The sequence below is a fragment of the Nitrosospira sp. Nl5 genome (assembly GCF_900102495.1).
GTDB lineage: Bacteria > Pseudomonadota > Gammaproteobacteria > Burkholderiales > Nitrosomonadaceae > Nitrosospira.
Genome location: NZ_FMVQ01000003.1, coordinates 108,068 through 121,438, shown reverse-complemented (window position 1 = coordinate 121,438; position 13,371 = coordinate 108,068). Strand labels below are relative to the sequence as shown.

The window sequence follows — 13,371 nt, the reverse complement described above, 5'->3', positions numbered from 1 at the left end:
ATATTGGTCCGGTCAACCGGGCATCTTCAAGAACCGCGATGGATTTTGTGGTAAGCCCCTGTGCCTGACTTCAAAATGCAGATGCGGACCGGTAGAGCGGCCAGTGCTACCCACTTCCGCAATCTTCTGTCCCCGCACCACCACCTGGCCCTGCGTGACCAGGCGCTTCGAAGCATGGGCATAACGGCTGACGAGATCATTGCCGTGGTCAACATCAATCATATTACCATATTCGGGATGGTAACCGGAATACACGACTACGCCCCCCGCCGCAGCCACAATTGGGGTACCCGTTGCAGCCGTGAAATCCACGCCTTCATGGAAAGCGCTCCTTCCTGTGAAGGGATCAATGCGCACGCCGAAGCCGGAAGAGTACCACTTTGTGCTCACCGGCATAATGGATGGAAGCATCTTTTTCTTGAGCCTGTCTTGCATTAGGACAGAATCCAGTGCACCGAGCTTGTCGGCGCGGTCATCCAATATGAGCGACAATTCCTGGATCTTATTGTTAAACTCTACAAATGAAATGTCCTCTGATGGCAAGGTGGAGAGGATTCCTCCCTGTCCTGGGCTTTGATTGAATAGAAATTCCTGGGGTTTGATTCCGGATAGCTCTGCCAGACGCGCTCCCACTGAATCGAGCCGCAGCAATTGCGCCTGCATCTGGCCCATTCTAACGGCCATGGCGTTAAGGCTATCGCGCAAATATGACTGGGTTTTCTGATGTTCCTCCTGCTGTACGCTTAACACCAGGGATCGCAACGAGGGACTGTCAATCTTGTCTGCATAACGCAGGGAAAGATAGTTCAGGCCCATTGCCAATAACACGATAGCAAGCAGGAACCCTCCCGCCAGAAGCACAAGATGGGCGCTGGTTAGGGTTAACGTTCTCGCTTTTGCCAGGTTATTGGAAATTAGAATAACATTCATCTTATTCCCTCATTTATTATTGAGCCAGATCCATGACCACGCGCAAGATCAATTTTTTCCTCGGCGCTCTTAGATTGACACCCCATCACCAACGATTATTCGGCCACATGGATGAGTTAACCGCGATGCAACGGGTGTTCATGGAAATCGCCCCGCCTCAACTCGCTCAATGCTGCACTTTAGGCGGGTTTTCTGAAGGAAACCTGACCATATGCACGCATAACGGGGCAATCGCAGCAAAACTTAGGCAAACCCTGCCGTCATTATTATTAAGATTTCAGGCGAAGGGTTATGAGGTTACTGCAATTCGGGTTGCTGTGCAAGCAGATTACCTTGCAATCACGGGAAATTCCTCATCAACCGTCTTGCCAGAGAGGCGGCGGAGAATAGGCCCCGCAGGCATGGAAAGCCTGAACGGCCTGGCGACGGAATTACCTCCATCGCCTCTAAAAACCGCGGTCGAATCATTGCTGAAAAAGCAGAAGAAATCCTGAAAACGCCGCCACAGACGCCGGAAAACAGCGCGGTACTCTGCCGATCAACACGTTCTAAAACCCGAGCGGTTTTTATGACCGAAAGTTGGCCCGCAGCCTGGCTACGCTGGTCAGGCCTGCTTCCGCCGGCCGGCGCACCCTGCAGATCCGGCATCCCCTCCTTGACAGACAAAACAATTCGGACGCACTTAGCCGGCGGATAATCGGAATGCGGCAGTGCGCAGGATCAACTAATTACACGAATAGTTTCCCGCTTCTGAAAATGATGACAGCCAGCGATGAGCACTCAATCGGCTTGCTTCCTCAGGAACGCGGGAATATCCAGCATATCCACCCCCGACTGTTTCATCGCTTCCACTGCCGCGTCGCGCCTCCTGTTCGTACGGATCGCGGCGGGAGCGTCCAAATCCTTCCAGTTCACCACATCCGTCAATGTGGCATTATCCGTCCCGGTGCGTGTGTGGATGACACTGAGCGGCTTGGACTGCATGCGGTTAACAATCTCGCCGAGCCCTGTCGCCACCATTGTCACCCGCAGATTGTCCTGCATGTCCTCATCGATCACGGTGCCGACTATCACTGTGGCATCCTCAGCCGTAAAGTCCTTGATAGTGCTCATCACCTCGTGGACCTCCCGCATCTTCATGCCCGAACTGGCGGTAATATTTACCAATATTCCGCGGGCACCCGAAAGATTCACGTCCTCCAGCAGAGGGCTTGCCACCGCCTGTTTCGCCGCCGCGCGTGCACGATCCTTACCCGACGCAAATGCCGAACCCATCATTGCCATTCCCATTTCCGACATGACGGTTTTCACATCGGCAAAATCAACATTGACGAGGCCGGGGCAATTGATAACTTCCGCGATTCCCGCTACCGCGCCGTATAACACGTTATTGGCGGCTTTGAACGCGTCCAGCATGCTGATATCTTCGCCCAGCACGATCATCAGCTTATCATTGGGGATCACGATCAATGAATCGACATGCTGTGACAGCGCTTCCATTCCGGCTTGTGCCGCTTTAAGACGCCTTCCTTCGAAGGAAAAAGGTTTGGTCACCACCGCCACGGTGAGAATATCCATTTCCTTCGCTACCTGCGCCACCACCGGCGCGGCACCGGTACCGGTGCCGCCACCCATGCCGGCGGTAACAAACAGCATGTCTGCGCCTTCAATCAATTCGGCGATACGGTCACGATCTTCCATCGCTGCATCGCGCCCGATTTCAGGATTCGCTCCCGCACCTAATCCCTTGGTGATGGCGGATCCCAGTTGCAGCAGCGTGCGGGCCTGATTACGCTTCAACGCCTGGGCGTCGGTATTGGCACAGATGAACTCGACACCCTGAACGCCGTTCTGGATCATGTGATCTACAGCGTTTCCCCCGCAACCGCCGATGCCAATGACCTTGATGACGGCTTCCTGTGTTTGTGTATCCATGATTTCGAACATAATGCTTCTCCTTTATGAAAATGAAACTGACAAATTACGCTTTACCCCGCCGTCCTTCCGGAAACTTCAAAAATTACCTTGAAACCAACTTCGCATCCTTTCCAGAATCCGCTTGAATGAATTGCCTTGCAGCCTTGTATGCTGATGGCGTTGAAACTGCTCCATGCCGGAAATAATCAAACCGATACCGGTAGAGCATCGCGGCGTAAGCACCACTTCCGCCAGGCCGCCGCGATAGTGCGGCAAGCCCAGCCGCACAGGCATGTGAAATATCTCCTCGCCGAGTTCCACCATGCCTTGCAGAGAACTGCTGCCGCCCGTGATGACGACCCCGGATGAAAGCAATTCCTCGAATCCGCTGCGGCGCAGTTCAGCCTGAACCAGCGAGTAGAGTTCCTCCACACGCGGCTCGATGACTTCCGCGAGGGTCTGCCTGGAAAGCTGGCGTGTGCCACGATCTCCGACACCTGCCACTTCCACCATGCCTCGGGGATCGGCCATGCCGCGCAGCGCACAACCGTAGCGACATTTGATGTCTTCGGCATCCTTGGTAGGCGTACGCAGCGCCATTGCAATGTCATTGGTGATCTGATCGCCCGCAATCGGGATCACAGCGGTATGGCGAATGGCGCCGTGAGTGAACACCGCGATGTCAGTCGTGCCGCCGCCGATATCTACCAGACATACGCCGAGATCTTTTTCATCCTCCGATAGCACGGCCATCGCCGAGGCCAGCGGTTGCAGCACCAGATCGCGAACTTCCAACCCGCAACGGCGAACACACTTCATGATGTTCTGCGCCGCCGATACCGCTCCGGTCACGATATGCACTTTCACTTCAAGCCGTACTCCGCTCATACCGACAGGCTCGCGCACGTCTTCCTGCCCATCGATGATAAATTCCTGATTGAGGACATGGAGGACCTGCTGATCGTTAAGAATATTCACTGCTTTGGCGGTTTCCATCACGCGCTCCACATCCAGCCGCGACACTTCCTTGTCCTTGATCGCCACCATGCCATGAGAATTAAAACTTTTGATATGACTACCCGCAATTCCGGTATAAACCTCCCGTATTTTGCAATCCGCCATTAGCTCCGCTTCTTCCAGCGCGCGCTGGATTGCATTCACCGTGGTCTCGATGTTGACTACCACGCCTTTCTTCAGACCGCGTGACGGATGGGTACCCATGCCGATAACCTCGAATCCGCCTTCAGGCTTCACCTCTGCGACAATGGCGACAATTTTCGATGTGCCGATATCAAGGCCGACAATCAGGTTCTTATTTTCATTGACTCTATTCATCGACTTTACGAATCCTTAATTTCACGCCGCTTTCTTTCAACCTAAATCCCTTTCTTGCCCATTGCCGTGTCGTTTCGCACAGCAAATCCATTGGGATAACGCAAGTCCACGTAACGCAATTGCTGATCGAACTGCGCAATGCTTTTGTCATGCACCTGGACGTAACGCTCCAGTCGCGCTTCCACCTGTTCACGCCCGAGCTCCAGTGTGGTTCCGTTTTCAAGGTGAACCTGCCAGGCGCGGCGGGGGGAAAGATTGATCTGCTCGATGTTCTGCTGCAATGGCTGCAACAATTTACTGAAAACCGCGTACTGCCGTACCATATCGCGCGCGCTTTCCTCCGGCCCGGCGAACACCGGCAATTTCTCGTCGGAAGCACCGTTGAATATTTCGCCATGCGTATTCACCAACGCGGCCTCGCCCCAGCGTGCCAGCGCCACATGTTCCTCAAGCGTCACTTCCACCCTCTGTGGCCACTGCCGCCGCGCGCTTGCGACGCGCACCCATGGCAACTTCGTGAAGACGTCACACATCGCATTCAGGTCGACTGTTAAAAAACTTCCTATGAACTCACTGCGAACCGCGCCATTGATCTGTTCCCGTGTCACATGCTTCAGCCTGCCGCCGCTGCTGTTGACGCCGCTAACACTCACCTCCTTCACCGGAAGCACAGGTAAATTCAGCGCCCAGTAGCTCGCGGCATAGACCGTCGTCAATACAACCAGCGCAAACAGTGAACTGGCCAGCAGATCCAGTGCCTGGTGGTTATCCCACATGGGCCAACTCCAGTATTCGCAGCACCAGGTTCTCGAACGATATACCCGCTGCTTTTGCCGCCATCGGTACAAGGCTATGGTCAGTCATGCCAGGCGAGGTGTTGGTTTCAAGAAAATAGGGCTGTCCCGATTTATCGAGCATCACATCCACTCTTCCCCATCCCTCACACCCTAAGACCCGGTGCGCTTGCAGCGCCTGTTCCTGGATCACCTGCTCCTGTGCCGCGGATAATCCACTCGGGCAAAAGTACTGCGTATCCTCAGAAATATACTTGGCCTGATAATCGTATAGGCCGCTCGCGGTCTCGATTCTCACCACCGGAAGCGCGATCTCGCCGAGAATGCCAACGGTCAGCTCCATTCCTTCAATAAATTGCTCCGCCAGCACCATCCTGTCATGTTTCGCCGCCAACGCGCATGCGGCCGGCAGGTCCCTTGCGGCCGTCACCTTCGTCAAGCCGATGGTTGATCCTTCTCTCGATGGTTTGATAATCAGCGGCAGACCAAGCTCTTTTACCACAGCGTCCAGGTCACTCTGGGCATCCAGCAAGGCATGGCGGGGTGTACTGATTCCCACCGCCTGCCATAGCAACTTGGTACGCCATTTATCCATCGCCAACGCACTCGCCATGACCCCGCTGCCGGTATAGGGCAGCCCCATGATTTCAAGTGCGCCTTGCACCGTTCCGTCTTCGCCATAACGGCCATGCAGCGCGATATGCACACGATCGAATCCCTGCTGCAGGAGCGCCTCCATGGGTTGTTCAGATGGATCGAACGGATGTGCCTTCACACCTTGGCGGCACAGCGCATCAAGCACGGCCCTACCGCTTCTGAGTGAAATCTCCCGTTCAGCGGAACGGCCACCCAGGAGAACCGCGACTTTTCCAAAATCGTAGCGACTCACGATTGATTTTCCCCCGAAAGATATGTCCAAGGCACACCTTGCGATCCAGCAAAATTCACGCAGTGGCTCCAATAATTCGCACTTCCTGCTCCAGTTCAATTCCAGTCTGCTTTTTCACGGTTTTACGTACCGCTTCGATCACCGCTTCGATATCTGCCGCCGTTGCCTCGCCGGTGTTCACGATAAAGTTTGCATGCTTGGGCGATATCATCGCGCCGCCAATAAGAAAACCCTTCAGTCCACACGACTCGATCAATCGCGCTGCCCGATCTCCCGGCGGATTGCGAAACACCGAACCGGCATTGGGAAGATTCAATGGCTGGCTGCCGATACGTCTGGTCAGCAATTCCTTGATCTTTTTGCGCGATACCGCATCTTTGCCGTTCACCAATCTGAACCATCCCCCGACAAACCACTCCTCACCCAAAGAATTCTCCACTTTCTGGTCCTTGACGCTCGTCTGCGGCTTCAATGCGACGTACCGATAGCCAATTTGATAATCTCCGGGCACGCGTTTGTGCAGTTGACCCGCGCGGCTTAGTGTTCGCACCTGCTCCGTGATTTCCCAGGTTTCGGCATCGTAGCAACCTGCGTTCATCGCCAATGCTCCGCCCACCGTACCGGGAATTCCCGCCAAAAATTCGGCACCGGCCAGATTATGCAAAGCCGCGAATCGCGCCACCTTTGCGCAAGCAACTCCCGCCTCGGCGTAAATCAATCCATCATCCTTATTCCGTTGCTCCAGCCGCAGATCATTAAGCCGCGCATGCAATACCACTATCGCGCCTTGCACTCCGCCGTCGCGCACCAGCAGGTTGCTGCCCAATCCCACTATATGCACCGGCTCATCCGGCGGCAGCCACTGCAGGAATTGAGCAAGGTCAGCCAGGTCGGCGGGCATATACATACGCTCCGCCCTCCCGCCTGCACGCCAGGAAGTATATTTTTTCATCGGCTCGTTCATGCGCATTTCGCCGCGAAGAACCGGCAACCCCGACCCCGACTCACGAGTTAATTCAATTTCCGACATATCCATTCATGAATCCAGTAACAAATTTCCCTGCAACACGGGGTATGCCCGGATCTACGTTCCCTTTACAAGCTCGGACGCCACATTTCCCACCGACCCCGCTCCCATCACCAGTACAACGTCATTGTCCTGCGTGGCGTTATGTATGGCTGCGGGTAACTCATCCACCGTCTCGACAAAGATCGGTTCAACCTTGCCCAGCACTCTCAGTGCGCGCGCAAGCGACTTGCTGTCTGCGGCCACAATGGGTGCTTCCCCTGCCGGATAAACCTCTGTCAATAGCAGCGCATCGGTAGTGGATAGCACCTTCACGAAATCCTCGAACAAATCGCGGGTACGGGTGTAACGGTGTGGCTGGAACGCCAAAACCAGGCGGCGGCCGGGAAAAGCACCGCGGGCGGCCGCAATGGTTGCCGCCATTTCTACCGGATGATGGCCGTAATCATCGACCAGGGTAAAACTTCCGGCTTTGCCGTCGCCATCACTGATCCGCTGGATTTCACCATGGCGCTGAAAACGCCGGTCCACTCCTCTGAAACCGGACAATGCCTTGATGATGGCGGCATCCGGGATGCCTATCTCGTTGCATACCGCAATTGCCGCAAGTGCGTTTTGCACGTTATGCAATCCCGGCAGATTGAGCATGATTTTGAGCTTGCGAGTTTTGCCATTCACGCCCACCAGTGCGGTGAAATGCATCTGCCCCTCACAATGGCGGATATCGGCGGCCCGGACTTGGGCGGTGTCCGATAAGCCGTAAGTCGTGATAGGTTTGGTAACATCGGGCAGGATTTCGCGTACGTTGGCGTCATCCACGCACAACACCGCCATGCCGTAAAAAGGCAGGTGCCGCAAAAAATCGATAAATGCCTGCTTGAGTCTGTTGACGTCGTGACCGTAGGTTTCCATGTGGTCGGCATCGATATTGGTCACGACCGCGAGCACCGGCTGCAAATAGAGGAACGAGGCGTCGGATTCGTCGGCCTCCACCACGATAAACTCGCCCCGGCCCAGCTTGGCATGAGAACCCGCCGCTTCGAGCCTGCCCCCGATCACAAACGTCGGATCCATTTCTGCTTCCGCAAGGATGCTGGCGACCAGGCTTGTGGTAGTGGTCTTGCCATGCGTGCCCGCGATAGCGATTCCCTGACGCAATCTCAGTAATTCCGCCAGCATAATGGCGCGTGGCACCACCGGCACGTTACGCTCACGTGCGGCCATCACTTCAGGGTTTTCCGACCCAATGGCGGCAGACGTCACTACCGCGTCGGCCAGGGCCACATGACCACTCGCATGACTAGCATGAATGGTCGCACCCAGTTTTTTCAGGCGACGGGTAGTGGCGGTGACAGATAAATCAGAGCCGCTCACCTGGTATCCCAGATTAAGCAGCACTTCGGCGATTCCGCTCATACCCGAGCCACCAATGCCGACAAAATGAACGTGTTTGACTTTATGTTTCATAGTTAAGTATGTGGCGAAATGAAATGAAGAAGAACGAGAACAGCGCTTCATTCACTTACGTTTCGATTTTTACGCCTTTATCATCTCCATGCACGCTTCCGCCACCAGTCTGGTCGCGTCCGGTTTCGCCAAGTCGCGGGCCTTCATGGCCATCTCCAAGAGGCTTTCGCGGGTAAATCCCATCAATAATTGCGCGAGGCTTTGCGGGTTCAGTTCATCTTGCGGCAGCAGCACCGCCGCGTTCCTGTCGCTGAGAAATTTTGCATTACTAGTCTGGTGATCGTCCACGGCATAGGGGAAAGGCACCAGAACGCTTGCGGCACCGACTGCTGTCAGCTCAGCAATGGTAAGCGCACCGGCGCGGCAAACCACCAAGTCGCAATCGGCATAGCGGACCGCCATGTTCTCAATAAACGTGACCAGTTCGCCTTCCACTTCCGCTTCGGCATAATTCCGTCTCAGCGACTCCAGATGCTTTGCTCCCGCCTGGTGGGTCACCAGCGGGCGTATCTTTTCAGGAATCAGTTTCAGTGCCTGCGGCACGATAGTATTCAACGCTTGCGCGCCCAGGCTACCGCCGATGACGAGCAATCTCAATTTTCCATTCCCGGCGCCCCGGCGCGCTGCATACCTTTTTTCCGGCGGTTCCACTTGGCTGATTTCGCTACGCACGGGATTACCGGAAAAAACGACCTTTGTGCCGTTCCTGATTGCATCGGGGAAACCCAGCAAGACTTTGTCGGCGAGTCTTGCCAATATCCTGTTGGCGAGCCCTGGAATTGAGTTCTGTTCGTGTATCAGTAGCGGCTTGTTCAGCAGTGAAGCCATCAATCCGCCCGGAAACGCGGGGTAGCCGCCCATGCCCAACACCACGTCAGGACGCACGCGGAGCATCACTCCGACGCTTTGCCATAGCGCAAGTAATAGTCGCAGCGGCAGGGTAAACCAGGTTGCGACGTTCTTCCCACGCAACCCGGAAAAGCGGATAACTTCCATGTCATAACCTCGCTGTGGCGCCAGCATTGTTTCCATTCCTCTTTCTGTTCCCAGCCACACCACGTGCCAACCCGCCGTCTTCATATAATCCGCTACCGCCAGCCCGGGAAACACGTGCCCGCCGGTTCCTCCCGCCATAATGAGAATGGTGGGAATCACGTTAACGCTCCTGGCGTTGCCCTGCGGTTCAGGATGATTTTCATGCTTTTCATGCCGCATAGCCTTTCATTAGTTGCCGGTTCTCCCAATCCACCCGCAGCAATATTGCCAGCGCGATACAACTGGCGACGATGCTGCTGCCACCGAAACTCATCAACGGCAAAGTCAGTCCCTTCGTCGGCAATACGCCCATGTTCACGCCCATGTTGATGAAGGCTTGCACTCCCAGCCACACACCGATGCCTTGTGCCACCAGCGCGGAAAAGTGACGTTCCCGCATCGCTGCCTGGCGGCCAATTACGAAGGCACGTATGACCAGCCATCCAAACAGCGCCGCTACCGTCATCACCCCGATGAACCCAAGTTCCTCCGCAATTACCGCAAGCAGAAAATCAGTGTGCGCTTCGGGCAGGTAGAAAAGTTTTTCTACGCTCCCCCCCAGCCCGACACCCAACCATTCGCCTCGTCCGAATGCAATCAGTGCATGGCTTAACTGGTATCCTTTTCCGTAGGGATCGTCCCACGGATCCATGAAGCCAAAGAAACGCTGCATGCGATAAGGCTCTATCCAAATCAACAGCAACAGACAGATAATCAGGAAGCCGGTTAGTCCGGCGAACAGCTTCAGGTCCATCCCTCCCAAAAAAAGTATCGCCATCATGATTGCGGTAATAACAACGAAGGCGCCCAGGTCCGGTTCAAGCAGCAGCAGCGGACCCACCATTAGCATGACGATCAGCATTGGAAAGAAGCCTTTGCGAAAGCTTCCAAGGTAAGCCGCCTTACGGACGGTGTAGTTGGCGGCGTAAATCACCATGAGTAATTTCATGAATTCCGATGGCTGAAAATTCACTATCAGCAGCGATATCCAGCGCCTGCTACCGTTGACTTCGCGGCCTATGCCGGGAACCAGTACCAGCACCAGCAGCACCACTCCCAGTAAAAACAAGTGGAGCGAATATTTCTGCCACAGCCGCACCGGTATCTGGAATGCGATCAAACCTGCCAGCAGACCCGCCCCCAGATAGGCGCCGTGCCGAACCAGAAAATAGGCCGGATAGCCATTGGTATTCCTTCCCCCCTCGGCAATGGAGATGGAAGCGGAATAAACCATCACCAGCCCCAGACTCAGCAGCAACATCGCCGACCAGATCAAGGATTGATCAAAATTGGGCAAAGCTCTCTGGCTACTGATATGGCTCTGGTAGATCATCAGTTCGATGCTTTATGAACCTTCGCTGAAATTCCCGCCTGTACGTCCCTTACCGCCGCAACGAATGCCTCGGCACGGTGCGCGTAATTTTTGAACATATCCAGGCTGGCGCATGCCGGCGACATCAATACCGCGTCACCTTTCTGTGCCAGCAGAAAACTTTTCCGGACCGCCTCTTCCATCGTCGCCGCATGATGCAGCGGCACTCCGGAATCATCTATTGCAGCGGCAATCTTTTCTGCGTCACGCCCGATCAATACCACTGCTCGGGCATGCTCCGCGACCGGCTCCGCCAATGGCGAGAAATTCTGTCCTTTTCCATCGCCGCCTGCGATCAGTACCACACTTTGCGCCATGCCATTCAGAGCCGCGACCGTCGCACCCACGTTGGTACCTTTCGAGTCGTCGTAGAATGTAACCCCATTGAATGCCGCGACCTTCTCCATGCGATGCGGCAGCCCCCTGAATTCACGTAGCGCTTGCAGCAATGGTTCAAATGGCAGGTCGACCGCGCGGCATAGCGCTAACGCGGACAGGGCGTTGGCTGCATTGTGCAGTCCGGTTACACCGAGCTCGCCGGTTTTCATCAAACGCGTTTTCCCCTGCGCCAGCCAGATATCCGTGCCGCCGCGCAGCAGGCCGAAATCGCTGTCGGCAATAGGCGTACCCAGACCAAAAGTCATCTGCTTTCTTCCCGTCAATGCCATCGCACGAACGATGGGGTCATCACGGTTCAGAACCTGGATACCATCGCCACTGCCACCGTCGCCACCCACAAATATCTTTGCCTTGGCAGCAGCATAATCCTCCATTCCTGCGTAGCGGTCGAAATGGTCTTCGCTTAAATTCAATACAACGGCGGCATCAGGATCAAGATTCCAGGTAGTTTCCAACTGGAAACTGGAAAGCTCCAATACCCATGCCCGCGGAAATTTTCCCGAGCCTTCCCGCTGCATTAGTGCGTCCAGCACGGCCGGGCCGATATTTCCGGCCACTTCGACATCCCATCCCGCTTTCTCTACCATTGCGCCTACCATGGCGGTTACCGTCGTCTTGCCGTTGGAACCAGTAACCGCAAGGATTTTTGGTTTCGACACATTGCGTTGTTTAATGGGTTTAATGGCCAGGGCAAAAAGCTCCATGTCGCCCACTACAGGCACCCCATCCTTCACTGCTCGCTGTACCAGCCGCTCCGCCAGAGGCACCCCGGGACTGATAGCGATAGCATCTATGCCGGTGAAAATCTCGGCTGTAAATGCACCGGTGAATATCCCGCAGGCAGGCAGGGCCTGCTTCAATGCCGCCAGATAGGGTGGCGCCGCCCGGCTGTCGGCGGCGCGTACATTCGCCCCTATGCGCGATAGCCACCTTGCCATGGAGAATCCGGTTTCACCCATTCCGAGCACCAGCACGGTTTTACCTCGCAAGTTCATACGAAAAAGCTGATTTTCTCATCTCAACTTCAAAGTGGATAATCCAAACAGCACCAGCATCATGGTGATAATCCAGAATCGCACCACCACCTGGTTTTCCTTCCATCCCTTCAATTCATAGTGATGATGCAGTGGCGCCATGCGAAAAATGCGCTTACCGACCAGCTTGAACGAAGCCACCTGTAACATGACGGATAAGGTTTCCACCACGAACACTCCGCCCATAATGACCAGCACGATTTCCTGGCGCACTATCACCGTCACGATCCCTAGCGCCGCGCCCAAGGCAAGCGCACCGACGTCGCCCATGAACACTTCCGCGGGATAGGCGTTGAACCATAGAAAAGCAAGCCCGGCGCCTGCCAGCGCGCCACAGAAGACGGCCAACTCACCTGCGTGCGGAATATAAGGAATGCCAAGATACTTTGAGAACACCGCGTGACCCGCGACGTAGGCGAAGATTGCGAGAGCGCTGCTGATCATTACTGTCGGCATAATGGCGAGACCATCAAGACCGTCAGTCAGATTCACCGCGTTGCTGGTGCCCACTATCACAAAATAGGCGAGCGCCACAAACCCCACCACGCCAAGCGGTATCGCCACTTGCTTGAAAAACGGTACGATCATCGTGGTCTGCGCCGCTGACTCGGCCGTTAAAGCGAGGTATAACGCCACCGAGATGGCGATCGCCGATTGCCAGAAGAGTTTGGATCGGGCGGAGAGTCCCTTTGGGTTGCGATACACTACCTTGCGGTAATCATCCACCCAGCCTATTACGCCGAAACCCAGCGTGGTCACGAGCACCACCCATACGTAGCGATTGCTCAAATCCGCCCATAGCAGCGTCGTGATGGCGATGGATACCAGTATCAGCGCGCCTCCCATCGTAGGCGTACCGGCCTTGATAAGGTGAGTTTGCGGTCCATCGACACGTACCGATTGTCCTATTTTATAGGCGGTAAGCTTGCGTATCATGGCTGGACCGACAATGAATGAAATGGCCAGCGAGGTAAGTGCCGCCAGTACCGTACGCAAGGTAATGTAATTGAAGACGTTAAATGCGCGGATATCCTTCGCCAGCCATTGGGCGAGTTCTAGCAGCATGGATGCCGCCAGCATGAGGCTTTATTTTCCGGAGCCCACAACGAAACAGCCCGCGAAATAAATTGTGAAATAAATAGGGCCAGCTTACTCATGATTTCCATAGAATG

Annotated in this window: 12 protein-coding genes; 1 reads left to right on the top strand and 11 read right to left on the bottom strand. The window is 55.1% G+C overall.

Annotated features, from left to right (window positions below):
* Positions 1-12: 12 nt before the first annotated feature.
* The gene (locus BLP45_RS04585) at positions 13-930 is read right to left on the bottom strand and encodes a M23 family metallopeptidase (protein WP_090370257.1); all 918 of its coding nucleotides are present in this window, start codon (positions 928-930) and stop codon (positions 13-15) included.
* A gap of 32 nt (positions 931-962) precedes the next feature.
* On the opposite strand from BLP45_RS04585, the gene BLP45_RS04580 reads away from it, so the two are divergent.
* A complete protein-coding gene (locus BLP45_RS04580) occupies positions 963-1,424 on the top strand; it encodes a DciA family protein (RefSeq protein ID WP_090370256.1) in 462 nt (153 codons plus the stop codon).
* 286 nt (positions 1,425-1,710) lie between these two features.
* Here the strand turns inward: BLP45_RS04580 and ftsZ are convergent, their stop codons facing one another.
* From ftsZ to mraY, 10 genes are all read right to left on the bottom strand, one after another.
* Entirely contained in the window at positions 1,711-2,877 is a 1,167-nt protein-coding gene (ftsZ, locus tag BLP45_RS04575) for a cell division protein FtsZ (RefSeq protein ID WP_090370254.1), read from the bottom strand.
* Positions 2,878-2,943: 66 nt separating this feature from the next.
* Positions 2,944-4,182, bottom strand: a complete 1,239-nt coding sequence (gene ftsA, locus BLP45_RS04570; protein WP_090370252.1) for a cell division protein FtsA — start codon at positions 4,180-4,182, stop codon at positions 2,944-2,946.
* 41 nt (positions 4,183-4,223) lie between these two features.
* A complete protein-coding gene (locus BLP45_RS04565) occupies positions 4,224-4,958 on the bottom strand; it encodes a cell division protein FtsQ/DivIB (RefSeq protein WP_090370250.1) in 735 nt (244 codons plus the stop codon).
* A complete protein-coding gene (locus BLP45_RS04560) occupies positions 4,948-5,865 on the bottom strand; it encodes a D-alanine--D-alanine ligase (protein ID WP_090370480.1) in 918 nt (305 codons plus the stop codon). The genes BLP45_RS04565 and BLP45_RS04560 overlap by 11 nt, the downstream gene beginning before the upstream one ends.
* Positions 5,866-5,920: 55 nt before the next feature.
* Positions 5,921-6,901: a UDP-N-acetylmuramate dehydrogenase gene (gene murB, locus BLP45_RS04555; RefSeq protein WP_090370249.1), complete on the bottom strand. Its 981-nt coding sequence runs from the start codon at positions 6,899-6,901 to the stop codon at positions 5,921-5,923.
* A gap of 48 nt (positions 6,902-6,949) precedes the next feature.
* Positions 6,950-8,359, bottom strand: a complete 1,410-nt coding sequence (gene murC / locus BLP45_RS04550) for a UDP-N-acetylmuramate--L-alanine ligase (protein WP_090370246.1) — start codon at positions 8,357-8,359, stop codon at positions 6,950-6,952.
* 69 nt (positions 8,360-8,428) lie between these two features.
* Entirely contained in the window at positions 8,429-9,493 is a 1,065-nt protein-coding gene (murG, locus tag BLP45_RS04545) for an undecaprenyldiphospho-muramoylpentapeptide beta-N-acetylglucosaminyltransferase (protein WP_256327693.1), read from the bottom strand.
* Positions 9,494-9,563: 70 nt separating this feature from the next.
* Complete coding sequence (gene ftsW, locus BLP45_RS04540) at positions 9,564-10,727, bottom strand: putative lipid II flippase FtsW (RefSeq protein WP_090370243.1); 1,164 nt, start codon at positions 10,725-10,727, stop codon at positions 9,564-9,566.
* Positions 10,727-12,160: a UDP-N-acetylmuramoyl-L-alanine--D-glutamate ligase gene (gene murD, locus BLP45_RS04535; protein ID WP_090370241.1), complete on the bottom strand. Its 1,434-nt coding sequence runs from the start codon at positions 12,158-12,160 to the stop codon at positions 10,727-10,729. The genes ftsW and murD overlap by 1 nt, the downstream gene beginning before the upstream one ends.
* A gap of 18 nt (positions 12,161-12,178) precedes the next feature.
* Complete coding sequence (mraY, locus tag BLP45_RS04530; RefSeq protein WP_090370478.1) at positions 12,179-13,264, bottom strand: phospho-N-acetylmuramoyl-pentapeptide-transferase; 1,086 nt, start codon at positions 13,262-13,264, stop codon at positions 12,179-12,181.
* Between the last annotated feature and the right edge of the window lie 107 nt (positions 13,265-13,371).